The 21,612-nt window shown below is 35.0% G+C and carries 17 protein-coding genes; 11 read left to right on the forward strand and 6 right to left on the reverse strand.

Annotation, left to right across the window (positions count from 1 at the left end; genetic code table 11):
* Window positions 1-15: 15 nt before the first annotated feature.
* Both CGC58_RS02170 and fmt read right to left on the reverse strand, forming a co-directional pair.
* Window positions 16-1,014, reverse strand: coding sequence for a M28 family metallopeptidase (locus tag CGC58_RS02170; RefSeq protein ID WP_095894923.1), 999 nt, complete (start codon window positions 1,012-1,014; stop codon window positions 16-18).
* A gap of 35 nt (window positions 1,015-1,049) precedes the next feature.
* Window positions 1,050-1,997, reverse strand: a complete 948-nt coding sequence (fmt, locus tag CGC58_RS02175) for a methionyl-tRNA formyltransferase (RefSeq protein WP_095894924.1) — start codon at window positions 1,995-1,997, stop codon at window positions 1,050-1,052.
* A 142-nt stretch (window positions 1,998-2,139) separates the two neighbouring features.
* On the opposite strand from fmt, the gene CGC58_RS02180 reads away from it, so the two are divergent.
* The 8 genes from CGC58_RS02180 to ligA all read left to right on the forward strand — a co-directional run bounded on the left by CGC58_RS02180 (window position 2,140) and on the right by ligA (window position 11,309).
* A complete protein-coding gene (locus CGC58_RS02180; RefSeq protein ID WP_394336609.1) occupies window positions 2,140-2,964 on the forward strand; it encodes a purine-nucleoside phosphorylase in 825 nt (274 codons plus the stop codon).
* Between the two features lie 138 nt (window positions 2,965-3,102).
* Window positions 3,103-4,506 carry a TlpA family protein disulfide reductase gene (locus CGC58_RS02185; RefSeq protein WP_095894926.1) on the forward strand — a complete coding sequence of 468 codons (1,404 nt, stop codon included), beginning with the start codon at window positions 3,103-3,105 and terminating at the stop codon, window positions 4,504-4,506.
* Window positions 4,507-4,575: 69 nt separating this feature from the next.
* A complete protein-coding gene (locus CGC58_RS02190; protein WP_095894927.1) occupies window positions 4,576-6,111 on the forward strand; it encodes a YifB family Mg chelatase-like AAA ATPase in 1,536 nt (511 codons plus the stop codon).
* 41 nt (window positions 6,112-6,152) lie between these two features.
* The gene (locus CGC58_RS02195) at window positions 6,153-6,707 is read left to right on the forward strand and encodes a hypothetical protein (RefSeq protein ID WP_095894928.1); all 555 of its coding nucleotides are present in this window, start codon (window positions 6,153-6,155) and stop codon (window positions 6,705-6,707) included.
* Between the two features lie 2 nt (window positions 6,708-6,709).
* A complete protein-coding gene (locus CGC58_RS02200; protein ID WP_095894929.1) occupies window positions 6,710-7,171 on the forward strand; it encodes a hypothetical protein in 462 nt (153 codons plus the stop codon).
* A gap of 15 nt (window positions 7,172-7,186) precedes the next feature.
* Window positions 7,187-8,860: a 2-succinyl-5-enolpyruvyl-6-hydroxy-3-cyclohexene-1-carboxylic-acid synthase gene (menD, locus tag CGC58_RS02205; protein WP_095894930.1), complete on the forward strand. Its 1,674-nt coding sequence runs from the start codon at window positions 7,187-7,189 to the stop codon at window positions 8,858-8,860.
* Between the two features lie 39 nt (window positions 8,861-8,899).
* Window positions 8,900-9,244 carry a DUF2853 family protein gene (locus tag CGC58_RS02210; protein WP_095894931.1) on the forward strand — a complete coding sequence of 115 codons (345 nt, stop codon included), beginning with the start codon at window positions 8,900-8,902 and terminating at the stop codon, window positions 9,242-9,244.
* Window positions 9,245-9,314: 70 nt separating this feature from the next.
* Entirely contained in the window at window positions 9,315-11,309 is a 1,995-nt protein-coding gene (gene ligA / locus CGC58_RS02215; RefSeq protein ID WP_095897071.1) for an NAD-dependent DNA ligase LigA, read from the forward strand.
* A gap of 70 nt (window positions 11,310-11,379) precedes the next feature.
* Here ligA and CGC58_RS02220 read toward each other — a convergent pair whose 3' ends face one another.
* Window positions 11,380-12,114, reverse strand: coding sequence for a biotin--[acetyl-CoA-carboxylase] ligase (locus CGC58_RS02220; protein ID WP_095894932.1), 735 nt, complete (start codon window positions 12,112-12,114; stop codon window positions 11,380-11,382).
* 41 nt (window positions 12,115-12,155) lie between these two features.
* On the reverse strand, window positions 12,156-13,154 hold the full coding sequence (gene lpxK / locus CGC58_RS02225) for a tetraacyldisaccharide 4'-kinase (RefSeq protein ID WP_095894933.1): 999 nt from the start codon (window positions 13,152-13,154) through the stop codon (window positions 12,156-12,158).
* Between the two features lie 104 nt (window positions 13,155-13,258).
* On the opposite strand from lpxK, the gene CGC58_RS02230 reads away from it, so the two are divergent.
* From CGC58_RS02230 to CGC58_RS02240, 3 genes are all read left to right on the forward strand, one after another.
* On the forward strand, window positions 13,259-15,022 hold the full coding sequence (locus tag CGC58_RS02230) for a DEAD/DEAH box helicase (protein WP_095894934.1): 1,764 nt from the start codon (window positions 13,259-13,261) through the stop codon (window positions 15,020-15,022).
* Window positions 15,023-15,200: 178 nt separating this feature from the next.
* Entirely contained in the window at window positions 15,201-15,959 is a 759-nt protein-coding gene (locus CGC58_RS02235) for a carboxypeptidase-like regulatory domain-containing protein (RefSeq protein ID WP_095894935.1), read from the forward strand.
* A gap of 66 nt (window positions 15,960-16,025) precedes the next feature.
* Complete coding sequence (locus CGC58_RS02240) at window positions 16,026-18,713, forward strand: AsmA-like C-terminal region-containing protein (RefSeq protein WP_095894936.1); 2,688 nt, start codon at window positions 16,026-16,028, stop codon at window positions 18,711-18,713.
* 70 nt (window positions 18,714-18,783) lie between these two features.
* On the opposite strand, the gene CGC58_RS02245 is transcribed toward CGC58_RS02240, so the two are convergent.
* Complete coding sequence (locus tag CGC58_RS02245; RefSeq protein ID WP_095894937.1) at window positions 18,784-19,827, reverse strand: hypothetical protein; 1,044 nt, start codon at window positions 19,825-19,827, stop codon at window positions 18,784-18,786.
* 167 nt (window positions 19,828-19,994) lie between these two features.
* Window positions 19,995-21,578 carry a phosphoenolpyruvate carboxykinase (ATP) gene (gene pckA / locus CGC58_RS02250; protein WP_095897072.1) on the reverse strand — a complete coding sequence of 528 codons (1,584 nt, stop codon included), beginning with the start codon at window positions 21,576-21,578 and terminating at the stop codon, window positions 19,995-19,997.
* Between the last annotated feature and the right edge of the window lie 34 nt (window positions 21,579-21,612).

Here is a 21,612-nt window from a genome sequence, read left to right on the forward strand (position 1 = left end):
AAAAAGATAAATATTTCAATACTTGTCATTTGCTAATTTCCAGAAAATCAAGTAAGATGCCTTTGTGATTTCCACAATTTTCTCCCAATTAAGTTTATCACTATGGTCGGTAGGTTTGTGATAATCAGGATGTCCGTCGGTGTGGAACCATACAATCGGGATTTTATGAATTGCAAAAGAACCGTTATCACTTCCTCCTACGGGATTATCCCAAGCCCTATAATCCGGCTGTAAATCAAGTTTATATTTCTGAATATCTGATTTTAACCAATCTCCAAAAACGGAATGTGAAGCCGTATAAAAATACACGAAGTAATTAGGCTGCTGCGGACGATTATCCCTGCCAATCATATCATAATTCAAATATGCTTTGATTTGGTTTCGGAAAGAACAATGATTCGTAAAATACTTAGAACCAAGCAATCCTCTTTCTTCTCCATCCCAAAAAGCAAATATAATCGTTCGCAAAGGTTGTTCGCCCGACGCCTTAAATGCCTTTGCAAGTTGCAACACCGCCGAAACACCTGAAGCGTTGTCATCTGCACCATTATATATTTGGTCTCCTTCAAGATATTTATCCACTCCCAAATGGTCATAATGAGCACCGACAATAACGTATTCATCCGCTTTTTTACCTTTTATCATTCCCAAAACATTAGCCATTTCAAGACGATAATGAGTATTGGTTTTCAATCGGTTAATAACAGAATCAACCACTGTGTATCTTTTCGAATCTTTAGACTGACTATCAGCCCTGTAAGCTGAAAAATGTTGCAAATATCCATCGGAGAAAAGAGGCTCAACCCCAATTTGTCGCAATTGTGAAACGATATAATTCCGAGCTATGCGTCCGCCTTGAAACCCTGACTCGCGTCCTTCCAAAGCGTCATCTGCCAGAAAATCAATATGTGCCTCTGCCGATTGCCTGTTGATGGTTTTCAATCCCTCCTGAAGAGATTTTTGAGCATAACTAACAGAACAACAAAACATTAAAAACAAATAAATATATTTCATCTTTAAAACTAATTTTGGTTATTTACTTTTTCTTCTCAAATAAATTTCGCTTCTTCATCAAAAGAAAACCCATTCAGTAAGTCACTGGCTTTCATACGTTTCTTCCCTGGCATTTGCAATTCCAATAAGTTTACAAAACCTTCTTTGACAGCAACATATATTTGTCTGTTTTGTACTTTTATTTTTCCATTAGGAAGAGAATGGCCTTCTTTCTGAAAAACAGCATCATATATTTTTATATTCATTTCTTCTCCCTTTTGAAGCAAAATCGTCCAAGCGGTTGGATACGGACTCATTCCTCGTATTAACCTCTCAATGGCGATTCCCTCTTTCTCCCAATTAACTCTGCAAGTTTCTTTAAAAATTTTTGGAGCTTCCGCAAAAACCTCATTCATAGGCTGTTGTACCACTTTAAGAGTTCCTTTTTCTATTTCGTCAACAGTTTTTAGCACTAACTCTGCTCCTTGCGTCATTAATTTATCGTGCAGAGTTCCAGCAGTTTCTCTTTCCGAAATCACCATTTCTGATTGCAAAATAATAGCTCCCGTATCTATCTTTTCATCAATAAAAAAAGTGGTAACTCCCGTTTTCTGTTCACCATTTATGATTGCCCAATTGATTGGTGCAGAACCTCTGTAATTAGGTAATAATGAAGCGTGTAGATTAAATGTTCCGTACTTAGGTAACTGCCAAACTACTTTTGGTAACATCCGAAAAGCAACCACAATTTGCAAATCGGGGTTTAATTCTTTCAGTGAATTAACAAAATCTTCACTCTTCAAATTTGTTGGCTGAAATACAGGTATTTGATTCTTTTCAGCATATATTTTTACCGGTGAAGATTGTAATTTTTGTCCACGACCAACATTTTTATCAGGAATTGTGACAACTCCGACCACATTGTACTTATTTTCAACTAACTGTTTTAAACTTTCCAAGGCAAAATCGGGAGTTCCCATAAAAATTATTCTAAGATTTTTCATTAAATATTTCTTTTAAGAAGTTTAAATTGCAAAATTTATAATTAACCTTCTGCAAAAATACTATTTTTTATGAAACTTATTATTTGTATAAGTGTTTATTTTTACTTATCTTTGCGAATAGAATCGTATAAAAGTAAAGATTATGGAAATCAATGAAAAAATAAACGAAACCGCACGTATTATACAATCTTACATTTCAGAACACACTCCCGAATTTGCAGTTATCTTAGGCTCAGGGCTTAGCAAATTGCAAGATGAAGTGGAGGTTATCTCTGAAATAAAATATTCACATATCCCAAATTTCCCAAAATCAACAGTATCAGGACACACAGGAAAATTAATCTACGGAAAGATTGAAAACCGCTATGTTTTGATGATGGCTGGTAGGGTTCATTACTATGAAGGATATTCTATGCAAGAAGTTACTTTCCCTATTCGTGTATTTCATAAACTGGGTATCAAGCGATTAATCCTTTCAAATGCATCCGGAGGAGTAAATCCGAACTTCTCAATTGGTGATATTATGATTATTCGTGACCATATTAATTTATTTCCGGAACATCCCCTAAGAGGAAAAAATTTAGATCAATTTGGCGTTCGATTCCCTGATATGAGCAAACCTTACAATCACAGAATGATTGCCGAATTAGAGGAGATAGCAAAAAATAATAATATTAAGGTGCATAAAGGCGTTTATGTTGGGCTACAAGGTCCTTCGTTTGAAACTCCAGCCGAGTACGGAATGATTCGGATTTTAGGCGGAGATGCCGTGGGAATGAGTACTGTACCTGAAACAATTGTAGCATGCCACCAAAATATGGATGTTTGTGCCGTTTCTATCATCACTGACTTAGGAGGTCCTGAAATTTCACCAAATGTCTCTCACGAAGAAGTACTAAATGCGGCAAATAAGGCTATGCCTAACGTAATTTTATTAGTAAAGAATCTTATAAAAAACTACAGATAACATATATAAAATGTTAAAAAACTCTGATAAAAGATAAAATTTCACAATCTTTCATCAGAGTTTTCCTTTTTAACTTTTTCATAACACAGGTTGAATAGCTTTTTTCTAATTTTGCACTTCAATTGACGAGATGATTAAATGATGAACAGGCTACTACTTTTACTACTACTCCCCTCTTTTTTAATTTCTTGCAAAAATACTAAAGATGAAAATCGTGCATTTTTAAAAGGATTCTTCCCTAACGCAAAGGACTCATTAGTAGTATTGTATCATAACAACAAACCTGTTGATACGGCATTCTTTGATGGAAATAAAAAATTCTCATTAAATTTAGATATCAATAAGGCTAAATTATATCATTTTGAGATAGATAACAACTACCAATATGTTTTTCTTGAGCCAAAGGACAGCTTGATTATTTCTGCCAATGCACTAAACTTTCACCAAACCATATCTTTCTCTGGAAAAGGTTCGGCTATTAATAGCTTTATATCACAGCAAATCAATGATTTTGAGAAGGAAAATCTTACCTTAAAGAAGTACAATTTGTTACAGCCGGATGATTACAAGAAGAAAATGGACTCTGTACACAAAGCTAAAGTACAAATGTATGATAACTTTCTGAAAGACAATCCTAATCTGTCTGAAAAGGCAAAAAATATAGCTTTGGTAAGTTCCACTTTTCCTCTGTACAAAGAAATAGAGACTTATGCCTTTGTATTTCAGAAAGATAACCAAAATCCTGTTACAAGTTTTCTTCTACCCAAAAACTTCTATGACCATAGAAAGAAGATTAATTATAATGACCAATTTTTGGAATATTTTCGCCCGTACTACGGATATATGGTTATGTTTACCAATAACTTAGCTTTAAAAAAATTAGGATTAAAGCCAGGTCGTACCGACGTAAATAGAGAAGAAGATTTTCATTTGAAGAAAATTAAAGTAATCGACAGCATTTTCCCTTCCGGAAGTATGAGAGATAATCTGTACAGAAATGCTGCTTACTCCTATGTATTTAATATTCAGCACAATGGAGAATGTCAATGCTATGTTGATGAATTCAATAAATACAATCAGAATAACATACATAAATCAGAATTAGAATCCTTCTTTAAAAGTACAATAGCTTTACAAATAGGAAGCATTCCCCCTGATTTTGAGATTATTAATCTTAAAAAAAATCCTACAACTTTATCCAAAATAGTAAAACCTGAAGTTACTATTTATTACTTTTGGTCTGTAAATCAACCCGAAATGTCAAGCTTGATTTTCAACAGAGTTTTACAACTAAGAACATTATTCCCCGAAGTGCAATTTACCGGAATTGATGTAGGGCAAAATGTTGAGCAATGGCTTGAAAAAGCTCCTTCAGTTCAAGGAATTGACCAGTTTCACGCAACGGATTTTACGGATTTATCTCGCAAATTTCTCATCAATAACATCAGCCAATGTTTTATTCTTGGCAGAGATGCTCGGATTATTACAGCCTTCGAAAGTATCTTTAGCCCTAACATAGAAAAAATTCTTCTGAATAATTAAACGTCTTTCCATAAAAGAGCTTGTTTTTATGCATTCTTTTGAGTATTTTTGTGCTTAAATTCTCAATTTATGCTTGTAAAAATATACGGAAGTGCCGTTTTTGGAGTAGAAGCCACCACCATCACCATTGAGGTAAACATCGACAAAGGAGTTGGTTATCATTTGGTAGGCTTACCCGATGTTGCCATTAAGGAAAGTAGTTACCGCATTGGGGCAGCTTTGCAAAACAACGGCTATAAAATTCCGGGCAAAAAAATCACCATCAATATGGCTCCTGCCGATATGCGTAAGGAAGGTTCGGCATACGATTTGAGCTTTGCTATCGGGATTTTAGCAGCTAACGGACAAGTTCAATCGGATGATTTAGAGAAGTATATCATTATGGGAGAACTCTCCTTGGACGGAAGTTTGCAACCTATAAAAGGAGCTCTACCCATTGCCATACAAGCTCGAAAAGAGGGTTTTAAAGGCTTTATCCTGCCGGCTCAAAACGCAAAAGAAGCTGCCATAGTTGATAATTTGGAGGTTTATGGAGTTGAAAATATCAAAGACGTTATTGATTTTTTCAATGGAGAAAAAACACTTGAAAAAACGGAAATCGACACTCGAAAAGAATTCTTCAAGAATTTAGATTTCCCCGAATTTGACTTTGCCGATGTAAAGGGGCAAGAATCCATAAAACGATGTATGGAAATTGCGGCAGCAGGCGGGCATAACATTATTTTGATTGGTCCTCCGGGTTCTGGTAAAACAATGTTAGCCAAACGTTTACCCAGCATTCTTCCGCCAATGACCTTGCACGAAGCACTCGAAACTACAAAAATACACAGCGTTGTTGGGCGTATAAAAGACAGCGGACTGATGAGTCATCGTCCGTTTCGTAGTCCGCATCACACCATTTCGGACGTGGCATTAGTGGGTGGTGGAGCTTATCCGCAACCAGGCGAAATTTCATTGGCCCATAACGGAGTGCTTTTTCTTGATGAACTTCCTGAATTTAAGCGTTCCGTTTTGGAAGTGATGCGTCAGCCCTTGGAAGACAGAGAAGTAACCATATCACGAGCTAAATTTTCTGTTACGTATCCTGCTTCGTTTATGTTGGTGGCGAGTATGAATCCCAGTCCAAGTGGTTATTTTAACGACCCCGATGCTCCCGTAACTTCAACACCTGCCGAAATGCAACGTTATTTAAGTAAAATTTCAGGACCTTTATTAGACCGAATTGATATTCATATTGAAGTAAATCCTGTTCCTTTCGAAAAACTTTCGTGCGAGCAAAAAGCCGAAAGCAGTAACATTATCCGCCAGCGAGTGATTGAAGCAAGAAATATTCAGACTGAGCGATTTAAAGAATACCCAAACATTCATTACAATGCCCAAATGAATACCAAACAAATCCGAAAGTATTGCAAATTAGACGAGGCTTCGTTGGAACTTCTCAAAAATGCAATGCAGCGGCTGAATCTTTCCGCACGTGCTTACGACCGAATTTTAAAAGTAGCCCGCACCATTGCCGACTTGGAAAAGTCTGAAAGCGTGAAGCAACACCATATCGGGGAGGCAATTCAATACCGAAGTTTGGACAGAGAAGGCTGGCTGGGATAACAATTCAAATTTTGATACTATTCTAAACAAATAAAAATATTATGAAAACTTACCTTTCAATAATCATTCTGGCTTTATTTTCAATATCTTGCAAATCAGATAAAGAATTAAGCTCAAGCGACGCCGAATACCTGATTTCAGCATATTTGGAGGAAAAGCCCTTGTATGAAACAGGAAAATTCAGCACGGACAAGCAACGCCTTGAAGCAAAAAAAGACAAAGAGCTTATCAAAGCTATTGAAAATCTGGTTGATGATGGCTATGTTGAAATAAATAACGAAAAAATCAGAAAAAAATGGTTCTCAAAAGATAGCGTACACATCATTGAACCTACGCTCACAAAACTGGCACTGCCTTACATTATAAGTCACAACAAAAAAACTTCAGTTGTTAAGACAATTATTTACAAGCTAAATGAAAAGCAGATAAATATTGAGAAAAATAATGAAAAAACGGCTGTCTGTACGGTTATTTTGGACAAGGAAAAAACTCCTTTCTACCATTTCGGTAAAGACCCAAATCCCAAATTGATGTTTATCAGTCGTAAATTCAAATTGAAATATGACGAAAATTCAGGCTGGAAAATTGTAAAGTAAATATGAAAAATTTAATTATTCTGACTCTTTTTCAGGCTCTTTCAAGCGTAGTTTCGAGCATTTTAATTTCAAAAATGTCCTTCATTGGGCGTATTGGCATTAGCACAATGCATCGTGAGTATTTGATTTTCAAAACGTGGTGGAAAACAGCTCTGTTATTTTTTGCCATTCAATTTATATTAATTCTGACAATACAATTTTCAAAAAAAATAAGTCGAAAATACCAATTTTTTACTTGTATTCTACTCATTCTCATAGGAATAGCAGGAACTTACCTCACATATATTGATTTTACAACCACCAGTCATAAAATGATGAAATTCAGTTTTCATTCCGGTTTCTATTTATTTTGGCTAAGTTGGTTTGTGACCTGTTTGTATTTTCTATTTTTCAATAGATACAAGAAAGAAGAAATCCCTCATAATCCTTTAAAAAATTCAGAACAAGAATCCATTCAAGATTAAACATTTCAAAATATTATGAAGCGACCCGCCATAGAACTTGCACAAATGGTAATTCTGGCTTGCAAAGCAAAAAATATAAAGCATATTGTAATATCACCAGGTTCAAGAAATGCTCCCTTAACCATCGGATTTTCAAACGATTCCTATTTCACGTGTTATAGCATTGTTGATGAGCGTTGTGCCGCATTTTTTGCATTGGGAATTGCACAACAGACAAAACATCCCGTGGCGGTAGTTTGCACTTCCGGTTCAGCTTTACTGAATTACTATCCTGCTGTGAGTGAGGCTTTTTACAGTGATATTCCCTTGATTGTGATTTCTGCTGATCGACCTTTGGACAAAATCGATATCGGAGATGGGCAAACTATCCGTCAGCAAAATGTTTTTGCCAATCATAGTGCTTATAATGCCAATCTGTCAGATAAGAAATTTAGCAGTAAAAGCAATGAATATGAACTAAATAGAGCTTTAAATACAGCCATAGAACGCCAAGCTCCCGTGCATATAAACGTTCCTTTTGAAGAACCTTTGTATTTAACCACAGAAGAATCATTTTCTTTTGAAAATCAGCCTATTGAAAAACAAAAGCCTTACATAAATCCGAACCAAAAAGCAGATTTTATTAAAAATTGGAATCAATCATCGAAGAAAATGGTTTTGGTCGGGGTTTTAGCTCCTAACAGTCTGGAAGAGAAATATGTAAATCTTTTAGCTGATGACCCTTCTGTTTTGGTTTTAACTGAAACAACTTCAAATCTTCATAACGAAAATTTCATTCCTTATATCGATAAGTTATTGACTTTCACAGAAAAAGATGAAAAACTAAAAGAAGAACTACGTCCTGAGTTGTTACTTACTTTTGGAGGTTTGGTTGTCTCAAAAAAAATAAAACAATTTTTGCGGAAATTTCAGCCTAAATTCCACTATCATATTGATTTACAGAAGGGATATGATTCATATTTTTGCTTGACAAACCATTTTCAAACAGATATGAATTTCTTTTTTGACGACTTGAGTTTTGAATTACGAAAAAATAATTCAGAATATAAAAGTAAATGGCTCAAAATCAATGAAGAAATCCATAAAAAACATTTGGAATATATTTCCGAAATCCCGTATTCTGACTTAAAAATATACAAACTAATTTTTAGTAAAATCCCTAAAAATCAATTAGTTCAATTGAGTAACAGCTCCACAGTTCGTTATGCACAACTTTTTAAATTAGACCCTTCTTGGAAGATTTTTTGTAACCGAGGAACAAGCGGAATTGACGGAAGCGTATCTACCGCCATTGGTGCCGCAGTAGGAAGCGAATCCCCTACTCTACTGATTACCGGAGACTTAAGTTTCTTTTATGACAGCAACGGACTTTGGAACAAATACATTCCGAAAAATTTTCGTATTATACTGATTAACAACCAAGGAGGAGGGATTTTTAGAATTTTACCAGGCGATAAATCCGACAAAAATTTTGAAATATATTTTGAAACGCCTCACCAACTCACTGCGGAACATCTCTGCAAAATGTACGGATGGAACTACTCTCAAACGAATGATTTAGCATCGCTTGAAGTTGAATTACAAGCCTTTTTTGACAATTCTGAACGTCCGAAATTATTGGAAATCAGCACACCTCGCTTGGAAAACGATAAAGTTTTGTTAAACTACTTTCATTTCTTGAAAAATTGATTTAGTTTTACACTTTTAATTATTAAAACAAAAGTCAATATGAGTAAAAGAGACGAACTTATTGAATTGTATGCCAAAGACTTAAAAGAGAAATGTGGAGTAACTCCCGATTTAGATTTCTTAAAAAAAGTAACAGTTGGTTTAGGTCCTTCAATCTACAACGCTGATGCTTCAACAGTTGCAGGTTCAGACAAAACGGAATTAGACCGTGTAAAACAAAATTTTTTGATTAAAAAACTTGGCTTAAAAGACGGTCCGGAATTGGATAGTGCTATTGAATCCGTAATCGAAACTTACGGAAAATCAAACAAGAGTAAATACCGTGCGGTTATTTACTACTTATTGGCAAAACATTTCAAAAAAGAAGGAGTTTACGAAAAGTAAAACTTAAAAATTAGAAAAGAGCTATCAAAAAAGATAGCTTTTTTTGATTTATAAATTCAATTTTATGGATATAAAAACGAAAATTGAGCAACTCAGAACGGAACTCAATCAACATAACTACAACTATTATATTTTAGATAATCCAACCATTTCTGACTATGAATTTGACCTGAAATTAAAGGAATTACAGGATTTAGAGAGAAATCACCCAGAGTTTTATGACGAAAATTCTCCGACAGTTCGGGTGGGCGGAACAATTACCAAAAATTTTAAAACCATTGTACACGAGTTTCGGATGTATTCGCTTGATAATTCGTACTCTAAAGAAGATTTGGAAGATTGGGAAAAACGAGTTATCAAAGCCATCGGAACTGACAAAATCGCTTTCGCTTGTGAGTTGAAGTACGACGGAGCATCGGTGAGCTTACATTACGAAAACGGAAAATTAGTGCAGGCAACCACACGCGGAGATGGTTTTCAAGGTGATGAAATCACGGCTAACGTTCGGACTATCAGAAGTGTACCTTTGCAATTGCAAGGCGATTATCCTGAAAAGTTTCATATTCGTGGAGAAATCATTTTACCAAAAAAAGGTTTCGAACAAATGAACAAAGAGCGTGTGGAGGCTGGGGAAGACCCATATATGAACCCTCGAAACACCGCCAGCGGAAGCCTTAAATTACAAGATACGGCAGAAGTAGCCAAACGCCCACTAGATTGTTTGCTTTATTCCCTAATCGGAAATACCGGAATATCAACACAATACGAAGGTTTGCAAAAGGCACGTGAATGGGGATTTAAAGTTCCTAAAGAATCCAAATTATGCCATTCTACTCAAGAGGTAATGGATTTTGTAAATTATTGGGACGAGCACCGTCACGATTTACCCTATGAAATTGACGGAGTGGTAGTAAAAGTAAATAACATTCAACAACAAGAAGAGTTAGGATATACCTCAAAATCACCACGTTGGGCAATTGCCTACAAATTCAAAGCCGAACAGGTAGATACAATTTTGGAAAGCATTTCCTATCAGGTAGGACGCACGGGAGCTATCACTCCGGTTGCTAATCTCAAACCTGTTTTACTGGCGGGAACCATCGTAAAACGGGCTTCACTACATAATGCAGACCAAATCGCAAAGCTGGACGTTCGTGTTGGCGACTCGGTTTATGTGGAAAAAGGAGGTGAAATTATCCCAAAAATTGTGGGCGTAAACCTTGAAAAACGCCCTGAAAACTCTAATCCAACTATCTATATATCAAACTGTCCTGAATGCGGAACGGATTTAATTCGCAATGAAGGCGAAGCACAACACTACTGCCCTAATACAAATACTTGTCCGCCTCAGATTACAGGAAAAATACAACATTTCATCTCCCGAAAAGCGATGGATATCGAAGGTTTGGGCGGAGAAACGGTGGAATTGCTTTTCCGAGAAGGACTTATAAAAAATTATGCGGATTTGTATGAAATTACCGTTCCGCAATTGTTGCCTTTGGAACGTATGGCTGAAAAAAGTGCGGAAAATATGGTAAAAGGCATTGAAAAATCAAAAGAAATTCCGTTTGAACGTGTACTTTTTGCCCTTGGAATACGCTATGTGGGAGAAACCGTAGCAAAAAAATTAGCACGCCATTATAAAAGTATTGAAAACTTGCAAAAAGCTACTTTGGAGGAACTTACAGAAGTAGATGAAATTGGGAATCGCATTGCGGAAAGTGTAATTTCTTTCTTTAATAACACACAAAATCAACTACTTATAGAACGATTAAAACATCACGGATTGCAGTTCTCTCTTTCCGAGGAAAATATGCAAAATCAAACGGATAAACTTAAAGGATTAACCATCGTAGTTTCAGGAGTTTTTCAAATTTTCTCACGTGACGAGTTAAAAAATTTAATCGAACAAAACGGAGGAAAAGTAGGTTCATCTATCTCATCTAAAACAAGTTACATAATTGTAGGAGATAATATGGGACCAAGCAAGAAAGAAAAAGCTGAAAAATTAGGTATTCCAATGATTAGTGAAACCGATTTTCAGCAAATGATTGAAGTTCAATAATTGTCAAACCTTTCTATTTTAAATCGACCTCTTTTTTTGAGGTCGATTTTTTAATATAAAACACTACAAATCAATACAATAACTGTATTTCTTTTAAAGCAAATTGTTTGATTTCGTCGTTTTCTGTTTCAACAAGAAGTTCTCCTGAAGGCAACACACCTCGTATGATTCCCGAAAAATCTTTTCCTTCCTTTGGGCGAAAAGCAGAAATTTTATCTAACTGAAAAAGATATTTTTTGTAAATCGGGTAAATATCTGCAAATTGTAGCTCCTCCAAATTCAAAAATTCTTTCTGTAAATTACGAAGAATGGATTTCATAATTACCTCTATATCAAATTCTTTTTGAGTGATATTTTGAAGAGAAGAAGCCTTTGGCAAGTCCGAAAAATCTGTTTGATTAACATTCAAACCTATGCCTATGATACTTTTTTCTACATTCGTGCCTCTAATCACATTTTCAATTAAAATTCCTCCTATTTTATGCTTTTCTAACAAAATATCATTAGGCCATTTTATTTTTACATTCGGAATTTGCATTTTTTCAATGGTTTGTGCAACCACAATTGCCGTGAGCATATTCAGCAAGAAATATCGCTCCAATTCAAATTTTTTGTGTAAAAATAAAACACTGAAAGTCAAATTCTTGTACGATTCCGTCACCCACTTAGCACCGTACTGCCCCACTCCATTGGTTTGATTTGGAGTCCAAACAGTTAAGAAATTCGGCAAATTTTCCTCCGAATTTGCTAATTTTTTTAGATAATTATTTGTAGAATCTATTGTCTCGAGCTTAATAATATTCATATTTAGTTACAAAATACGGGCAAAACTAACAAAAACTACAATTAACTTTCCAATATTTCCCAAAAAATATCTTCATCTGATTTGGTTATAAATTCGGTTTCTATGGGAAGATAGTGAATCTCAGGAAGTTGATTTTGCAAACGTACAAAGTCTTTTTCTGTGGTTAATATTCGCGACTCTTTCTTAAGTTTTTCTATTTCCGAAGTGCTAAAATTATGATGATCAGGAAATTCCAAATGCTTGTAATTAGCCTGATTATCATCTAAAAATTGAATTAACGGAAGAGGATTTGCAATTCCAGTAACAAGTACAAAAGGTGTTTTCAAAAAATCCTGTAAATCAATTACTTCTTTTTGTGAATAAATTTTCTCAGAATAGGAAATAGTTGCAAAAACTACCTTTTGTTTTTCGTTTTTTTGTAATTTTTCCGTGATTTCTTTACGTTTTTTTTCTGAAATATCGGTCGGACATTTAGTAACAACAATTACATCCGCTTTTTTAGCTCTTGAAACGACATCTCTCAAATCTCCCGTTGGAAGAAGATAATCGTCTGAATATAAGCTGTTATAAGAAGTTAATAATACATTTTTTTGAGCCTTTATTTTCCTATGTTGAAAAGCATCATCAAGCAAAATAATTTCAGGAGCATTTTTCAATTTCAATAATTCCCCAACTCCTCTAACTCTATCAGAATCAACTGCTAAAACAATTTCAGGAAATTTTCTCCAAAACTGAAATGGCTCATCTCCCAAATCAAAAACTGTTGAATTTTTACTCGCCAATACAAAACCTTTTGTTTTACGTTTGTACCCACGACTAACAACTCCCACTCTTTTTTCGGATTTGAGTTTACGTATCAAATATTCTACCATTGGGGTTTTCCCGGTGCCTCCAACGCTCAAATTTCCAACACAAATGGTTGGCACATTGAATGTTACAGAATCAAATATTCCGTAATCGAATGCTAAATGACGCAAACGGATTACCATTCCGTATAAAATGGAAATTGGAAAAAGTAAGTAGCGTAAAAATTGTATCATTTTCGTTTTTGTGCAAAAGTAAAATTATTTAGAACAATAAAAACGAAAAATTAACGATTTTTTCTCAATTAATTGATTACCTTTGCCCCCGTAGAAAATTATATATGAATTCATTTAAACAATTGGGGCTTAATGAGCCTATAATCAAAGCCATAGATGATATGGGCTTTGAAAACCCTTCTGAAATACAACAAAAAGCAATCCCTTCGCTACTTTCTGAAGACACTGATATGGTTGCTTTGGCACAAACAGGAACAGGAAAAACAGCAGCATTTGGTTTCCCTCTTTTACAAAAAATAAATGCTGATAGCCGTGAAACACAAGGACTTATCCTTTCTCCCACTCGCGAATTATGTCTGCAAATAGCTTCAGAATTAAAACTTTACTCAAAGTATATTCCAAAAATAAATGTAGTTGCAATCTACGGTGGGGCAAGTATTGAGGAACAAGCTCGTAGCGTAAAAAAAGGAGCTCAAATTATCGTTGCTACTCCCGGGCGTATGCAGGATATGATTCGCAGAAATTTTGTAGATATCTCAAACATAGACTTTTGCGTACTGGATGAAGCTGACGAAATGCTCAATATGGGCTTCTATGAGGATATTACATCAATTTTATCACATACTCCGGAAACAAAAAATACGTGGCTTTTTTCGGCAACAATGCCTAATGAAGTAGCAAAAATTGCTCGTCAATTTATGCATAAACCTTTGGAAATCACAGTAGGAACAAGAAATCAGGCTTCCAACAGTGTACGTCACGAGTTTTATATGGTCAATGGACGACACAGATACGAAGCTCTGAAACGATTGGCTGATGCAAATCCTGATATCTTTTCTGTGGTTTTTTGCAGAACAAAGAAAGATACTCAATCTGTTGCAGAAAAATTAATCGAAGATGGTTACAACGCAGCCGCATTACACGGTGATTTAAGTCAAAACCAACGCGATTTGGTAATGAAAGCCTTCCGTGCCAAGCAAATACAAATGTTAATTGCCACAGATGTTGCGGCACGAGGAATTGACGTTGATGATATTACTCACGTTATTCACTATCAACTTCCTGATGAAATAGAAACATATACTCACCGAAGCGGACGCACCGGAAGAGCCGGAAAATCAGGAGTTTCGATGGTTATCATACCTAAAAGTGAGGTTAAAAAAATCAAAGCCATTGAGAAAATCATTCAGCAACCTTTTGAACTGAAAAAACTGCCAAGCGGAATCGAAATCTGTGAAATACAGTTGTATCATTTAGCCAATAATATCAAAAATGTTACTGTAGATCAGGCTATTGAGGATTACTTGCCTGCTATAAATGACGTCCTTCAAGGAGTTGACAGAGAGGAACTTATCAAAAAAATGGTGGCTGTGGAATTCAACCGATTCTTCAATTATTACAAAAATTCAAAGGATTTGAACAGTTCGGAAGAAAAAGATTCCAGCTCCAACAATAACGAAGTTCGATTTTTTATAAATGTTGGTGAAAGAGATGGTTACGATTGGAAAACTTTGAAAGACTTCCTGAAAGCAACCCTTGATTTAGGAAAAGATGACGTTTTCAAAGTAGATGTAAAAAATAGTTTTTCTTTTTTCAATACTGAGGCAGAAAACACTGATTTAGTGATGAATACATTCAATGATTTTCAGATGGATGGTCGCTTTATCAATGTAGAAATTTCTTCAAAGCAAGAAGGAAAAGAACGAAACAGAAAAGGTCAAAGAGAGAAAAGCAGAGATTCAAAAAACAGAAAACGCAATGGAAAATCTCGTTCTTCTTTTGAAAAACAATCTCCGAAAGGAAAAAGAGAACAAAAAACCTCTCAAGCCTTTGAAAAAGCATTCAATAAAAGGAAAAGACGAAAATAGTTACTCATAACTGAAATGGAGAGTGGAGAGAAATCTTCACTCTTTTTTAATACTCTACAAAATTTGTTAAATAAAAACAAAAAATAAAGCCTTTTCCTGATTTATTTCTTTTATTTTTATATCTTTATCCTTTGATTATGTAATGAAATCATAAAACCTTAAAGTAAAAAAATATTATATGAAGAAAATACTATTTATACTAACAATTGTATTTGTTCATCTTGCAACCGCTCAAGAAACTGAAGTTCAAGGAAATGTATTTAGTGTGCATACAAATAAACCAATTCCTAACGTGCATATTTTAAACCTAAATAAGGTTAGAGGAACAACTACGGATAACGACGGAAATTTCAGCATTCGTGCTGCGATAAATGATACCTTGTATTTTTCTTTTTTAGGACACAAATCAATGAAAGTGCAAGTAACCAACGATATGCTTAAGTTTTCGGGTACAAAAATTGGAATGACAGAACTTGCGTACGCTTTGGAAGAAGTAGTCATAACTCCCTATAAATTAACTGGTTTCTTGGATATTGACGCAAAAAATGTTCCTATAAACGAGAATAAGCGTTATAGTATTTCAGGGTTAGAAATCGGTTACGAAAGCCGAGGAAGTTCGGGTGCTGTGGGGCGTGTTATTAGTTCCATCTTCAATCCTGTTGATTTGCTTTACCGAACATTCAGCTCGAAGGGAAGAGAAATGCGGAAACTCCAAAAAATGCGGGAAGACAACCAATTGAGCGACCTTCTTGCCACAAGATACGACCGAGAAACGCTTCTGGAACTTCTGCAAATAGACCGAAATGAGCTTGAAGAAGTTATTCGTTCGTGCAACTATTCCAATGATTTCATAATGTCAGCCAATGATTTACAGATACTTGAGGCAATCAGTAGTTGCTATGAAGAATATCGGGTATTAAACCGAAAAAAGAAATAATTCAAAAATAATTTTCCCTCTTTAAATTTAAAAATCACAAAAAAGCTTCAAAAAACGCAATCTTAAATGAAAACAGTAAAAAAAATCTTCAAAATTGGAGGTATAGTTCTGATTATTATCATTTTAGCGATGATAGCAATTCCTTATTTTTTTAAAGATACGATAAAGGAAAAAGCAATCGCTTCCGTAAACAAAAACATAAATGCGACGGCTTCTTTGGAAGATGTTTCCGTGAGTCTGTTCAAAAATTTTCCAAAAGCGTCTGTTTCCCTTACTAACTTTCAGATTATCAATAAAGAACCTTTCGCTGGAGATACATTGCTTTCAGCCAAAGAAATGAATTTGAAACTAAGTATAACCGATTTAATTTCAGGAAATTATAACATTCTTGGATTTGATTTGAAAAATGCCTCAGTTCTGATACATTTTAACGAAGAAGGAAAAGGGAATTACGATATTGCCATTCCTTCCGAAACCACAGATAAAAACAGTGAATCAAGTACTTTTGACCTGAAAATACAATCTTATACTGTTGAAAATATGAAGTTTACCTTCAAAGATGACGACGGGAACATACTTTTAACCCTTGATGAAATCAACCATAAAGGAAAAGGAAATTTTTCCAACGAAATTTTGGATTTGGATACGGAAAGTACGGCAAATCTCTCTTTTTCAATGGATAAAAGCAACTTTATGAATAAAGTTCCTATTTCATTGGATGCTGTTTTGGGAATCGATTTAAACCAACAAAAATACACTTTCAAGGAAAACAAAGCTGTTATTAACCGATTGGATTTGGTATTTGACGGATTTATTCAGCTATTGGAAAACGGACAACGATACGATTTAACTTTTAGCACGCCTTCTTCTTCCTTTCAGAACTTTTTGGCTTTAATTCCCGAAGAATATTCAAAAAGTATTGAAAATGTGAAAACTACGGGGAACTTTACTGTTAATGGAAATGTAAAAGGTGATTTTAATAAAGAGCGAATTCCCGCTTTTGGGATTGAAATGTTTTCGCAAAACGCATCGCTTAAATATCCTGATTTGCCCAAAGCAATCCAAAATATTAATATTGATTTAAAAGTAAATAACGAAACAGGAATTTTGAATGACACCAAAGTCAACCTGAATAAATTTACAATAACAATTGACCAAGACCATTTTTCTGCCAAAGCAAAAGTGAGTAATCTTGTTAAAAATCCTTATGTAGATACTGATTTAAAAGGAGTTATAAATCTGGCTAATCTTTCTCAAGCATATCCTATCTCTTTGGATAAAAAATTGTCAGGAATATTGAAAATGGATGTTTCTGCTCAATTAGATATGAATTCTGTTGAAAAACAACAATATCAAAACATAAAAAGTCAAGGAAATGCTTCTCTGCAACAGTTTGTTTATGAGGGGGAAGAGTTTGTAAAACCTTTTCATATCAACGAAGCCGGATTGAATTTCAGTCCTTCACATATTGAATTGAGCAGTTTTTCAGCAAAAACGGGTGAATCGGACATCAATCTGAAGGGAAGATTTGATAATCTTTACGGATTTCTATTCAAAAAGGAGATTTTGAAAGGAAATTTTGATATGAAATCAGATAAATTAGCTGTAAATGACTTTTTACAACCTTCTTCAGGGTCAAAAAATACGGAATCTGAATCTAAAACGACAGAAAATACAACAAAAGAGACTTCTGACAAAACTTCATTAAAAGTGCCTTCTTTCTTGGATTGTACTTTTTCTGCCAGTGCCAATACCGTGATTTACGATAATTTACAGTTGAAAAGTGTAGCCGGAAAATTGATTATCAAAGATGAAAAAGTTTCGCTTGAAAACTTGAGAACAGATATTTTCGGAGGAGAAATCGCTATAAGCGGAAATGTTTCAACTAAGGAAAATGTTCCTTCTTTTGATGTTAAGCTGTTAATGAGCAAATTGAATGTACCTGAGGCTTTTACGCATATTGATATGTTAAAGAAAATAGCTCCGATTGCCAATGTAGTTCAAGGTTTTGTAAATACAAATATCACTGTTAATGGAAAATTAAATGACGATTTAACTCCGAATTTGAATACCATTTCGGGAGATTTGTTGGCTTCGCTCGTTAATTCCAGAATTAAAAGTGAAGAATCGCCTCTACTTTCTTCCTTGGATTCACATTTCTCGGGTTTGAATCTATCTAACTTAAATCTGAACGATTTGAAAGCTTCTTTACAATTTGAAAACGGCAGAGTAAAATTTAAGCCTTTCACTCTGAAATACAAAGATGTAGCTATTAATGTAGATGGCTCGCACGGTTTTGACCAAACAATGAATTATCAACTAACATTCAACGTTCCGCCTCAAATGTTAGGAAACGAAGCTAATTCTCTACTATCAAAACTAACGCCTGAAAATCAGAAAAAAATCAGTAATATTCCTGTAATTGCTTCTGTTGAAGGTACTTTTAAATCTCCCAAGGTATCGACTGATATGAAACAAGCTGTCACAAACTTAGTTTCTCAAATAGCAGAAGGTCAGATTAATAATCTAAAAGACAAGGGAACAGATGCGCTAAAAAGTTTAATTTCATCAAAAACAGACTCTACAACGGCAGGAAAAGCAGGCAAAATGGTTGATGGATTAATCAACAATAAAGATAGCGTCATCACAAAAGCAAAAGAAGAAGTAAAAGAGAAGGCCAAAGAAGAGGTCAAAAAAGAAGCTAAAAAACAAATAGACAATTTTTTAAGAGGATTGGGAGGTAAAAAAGAATAGAATTTTCTTTTTACATATAAAAAAGCTCGAAAATTAATTTCGAGCTTTTTTGTTATTAATAAATTAACTTCTATTTAATAGCCTCTATTGCGGCTTCAAATTCGGCTTGTGTAGCTTCTTTCAAGTCAGATTTCAAAAACTCTACCTGATGGTCTTTCGTAATTTTTGCACTTTTTATAGCATAAGCCCATTTTCCATTACTTTCAGAAGCGAAAATTACGTGAACCTCTAAACCGATTGGTAAAGTATAGTTTCCTGTAGTAAAAATTTTCTTGTCAATGTGGTAATAAATTGTAGCAAGTCCTGGCACTTCTTTGTAAGACATATAGACTGCAGAATTTTTTCCATCATATTCACTTGGCACTTTGACAGTAACAGGCGTTACTTCACGTAACTCATTATCATAGAAACGGTCTATATTTACCCAACCAAATTTATTAGCTATAACAAGGTATTTCTCATCTTGGAACATCAAGCCAGGCATCGGCACCTCAGGATTCCATCCCTCTCCAGTTTCAGGATTCCATCCCTCTCCGGTTTCAGGATTCCAATTTTCTGTTATAACCTCTTCCCAAATTAAATTTCCTTCCTCGTTAAAATTACCATACCATAATTTCATAGTATTATCAAGTTTCCCTGTAAGCTTTGCCGGAACTTCCAATTCGTAATTACAATAAGTAGGACTTTCAACTTCTTTACCATTATGGGTTAATTTTAAATAAAAAGCTCCTCCTGTAACAAGAAACTTCACATCACCATTACTGTCTCTGCCCATTGTAGCGATGTTCGTGGTAAGTAATGTGCTTTTATCAAAATGTTCGATAAACTCCAATTTAACAGTACCTGACACCGTACCTCCATTAACAGTTAAACAATACTCCGGAATACTTACCTTCACACCTTTCTTAGATGTAAACTCAATATTTCCATTTCCATCAACCTCAAATTCCTTTGTTTGAGTTAATTCAGCTAAGGCAGCTTTTCTTAAATTTTGAAAGCTTGAGGAATTAGGCATAGCAACAACGTCACTTTCCTTTACATCATCATTATCTTTACAACCCACCAAAAGCAATGCAAAGACAAACAGCAAACTAAAATAATTTTTTTTCTTCATTTTTATTTGTTTTTTAAAATGTTAATACAAATTATTAAGCAAAAATTATACCGAATTTAGTTAATAAATCATAATTATTTTAAAATCAAAAATAAAAAAATTGCCTCTTTTTCAGAGGCAATCTTTCTTCTATAAAAATATGACTTAATGAATTTATCCTAATTGAATTACAATTTTGGCGCTCCTTTAAGTACTTGTGCATCAGCTCCTTCTTCAAATCCTTTATCTTTGAAGTTTTGTAAGAATGCTTCCGCTAATTCTTTTGATTTAGCAACGAATTGAGCTTTATCATCCCAAGTATTTTCTGGGTTCAAAATAGCTTGGTCAGAAACTCCTTCGCAAGATTGTGGCACTCCAAATCCGAAGATTGGCAATTCCTTGTACTCCACTTTATCCAACGCTCCGGTAAGAGCCGCAGTAATCAAAGCGCGAGTGTCTTTCAAGCTGCAACGTTTCATTTTTCCGTTGTAACCTGTGTTTACCAACCATACGTTTACGCCTGATTTTTCGATTTTTTCAGCCAACATTTTTCCGTATTCGGCTGGGTGAAGTGGCATAAAGGCAGCTCCGAAACAAGCCGAGAACGTTTTTTGTGGTGTAGTAATTCCTACCTCTGTTCCAGCTACTTTTGAAGTATATCCTGAAACGAACTGATACGCAGCTTGTTCTGGTGTCAATTTAGAGATTGGAGGCAACACTCCGTAAGCATCGAACGTTAGGAAGAAAATATTTTTAGGATTTTTTCCGATAGACCCTGGTTGAATGTTATCAATATGGTAAATTGGGTAAGAAACACGTGTATTTTCAGTAATTGACGTATCAGCGAAATCTACTTCTCCTTTGGCATCCATCACGATATTTTCAAGGATAGCTCCTTTTTTGATGGCACGGAAAATTTCAGGCTCTTTTTCAGCGGTCAAGTCCACTACTTTTGCGTAGCAACCACCTTCAAAGTTAAATACGGTGTTTTCTGGTGTCCAGCCGTGCTCGTCGTCTCCGATTAGGTGGCGGTTCGGGTCAGCTGAAAGGGTTGTTTTTCCAGTTCCTGAAAGTCCGAAGAAAATCGCTGTATCACCACCTTTACCAACGTTTGCAGAGCAGTGCATTGGCATTGTATTTTTGAATACAGGAAGCACGAAGTTAAGAGCCGAGAAAATACCTTTTTTCATTTCCCCTGGGTATCCTGTTCCACCGATTAGAGCGATTTTTCTGGTAAAGTTCAAAATAGCGAAGTTTGATTGGCGAGTTCCGTCCACAGCAGGGTCAGCCAAGAATCCTGGTGCGTTTACTACCAACCAATCTTCTTTAAATCCAGCTACTTCGCTCTCTTCCAAACGAAGGAACATATTGTACACGAATTGTGCACTCCAAGGAAGCTCGGCAATGGTACGAACGTTTGTGCGATAGTTAGGGTCAGCACATACATATCCGTCGTGAACGAACAATTCTTTTCCTGAAAGATATGCCATTACTTTATCGTAAAGAGCGTCAAATTTTGCTGCATCGAAAGGAATATTTACTTTTCCCCACCATACACGGTCTTTTGTAATGTCATCTTTTACGATGAAACGGTCTTGCGGAGAACGTCCTGTAAATTTTCCTGTTTTGATAGATAATGCTCCAGAGTTAGCTTCTTCAGCTACACCTTTTGCGATAGCTTCTTTGTGCAACTCGTCAGCAGAAAGTTGGTAGCGTACGTTTGCATTTTTGATTCCGTAATTCTCAACTGAAATTGTTTTTGATTTACTCATAATTTTGATTTTATAATTATTTATATTGTTAATT

The sequence above is a fragment of the Capnocytophaga stomatis genome (genome assembly GCF_002302635.1).
GTDB lineage: Bacteria > Bacteroidota > Bacteroidia > Flavobacteriales > Flavobacteriaceae > Capnocytophaga > Capnocytophaga stomatis.

Coding starts and splice junctions, on each gene's coding strand:
- CGC58_RS02170 (WP_095894923.1), bottom strand. CDS start 1,014: ATGAAATATATTTATTTGTTTTTAATGTTTTGTTGTTCTGTTAGTTAT.
- fmt (WP_095894924.1), bottom strand. CDS start 1,997: ATGAAAAATCTTAGAATAATTTTTATGGGAACTCCCGATTTTGCCTTG.
- CGC58_RS02180 (WP_394336609.1), top strand. CDS start 2,140: ATGGAAATCAATGAAAAAATAAACGAAACCGCACGTATTATACAATCT.
- CGC58_RS02185 (WP_095894926.1), top strand. CDS start 3,103: ATGATGAACAGGCTACTACTTTTACTACTACTCCCCTCTTTTTTAATT.
- CGC58_RS02190 (WP_095894927.1), top strand. CDS start 4,576: ATGCTTGTAAAAATATACGGAAGTGCCGTTTTTGGAGTAGAAGCCACC.
- CGC58_RS02195 (WP_095894928.1), top strand. CDS start 6,153: ATGAAAACTTACCTTTCAATAATCATTCTGGCTTTATTTTCAATATCT.
- CGC58_RS02200 (WP_095894929.1), top strand. CDS start 6,710: ATGAAAAATTTAATTATTCTGACTCTTTTTCAGGCTCTTTCAAGCGTA.
- menD (WP_095894930.1), top strand. CDS start 7,187: ATGAAGCGACCCGCCATAGAACTTGCACAAATGGTAATTCTGGCTTGC.
- CGC58_RS02210 (WP_095894931.1), top strand. CDS start 8,900: ATGAGTAAAAGAGACGAACTTATTGAATTGTATGCCAAAGACTTAAAA.
- CGC58_RS02220 (WP_095894932.1), bottom strand. CDS start 12,114: ATGAATATTATTAAGCTCGAGACAATAGATTCTACAAATAATTATCTA.
- lpxK (WP_095894933.1), bottom strand. CDS start 13,154: ATGATACAATTTTTACGCTACTTACTTTTTCCAATTTCCATTTTATAC.
- CGC58_RS02230 (WP_095894934.1), top strand. CDS start 13,259: ATGAATTCATTTAAACAATTGGGGCTTAATGAGCCTATAATCAAAGCC.
- CGC58_RS02235 (WP_095894935.1), top strand. CDS start 15,201: ATGAAGAAAATACTATTTATACTAACAATTGTATTTGTTCATCTTGCA.
- CGC58_RS02240 (WP_095894936.1), top strand. CDS start 16,026: ATGAAAACAGTAAAAAAAATCTTCAAAATTGGAGGTATAGTTCTGATT.
- CGC58_RS02245 (WP_095894937.1), bottom strand. CDS start 19,827: ATGAAGAAAAAAAATTATTTTAGTTTGCTGTTTGTCTTTGCATTGCTT.
- pckA (WP_095897072.1), bottom strand. CDS start 21,578: ATGAGTAAATCAAAAACAATTTCAGTTGAGAATTACGGAATCAAAAAT.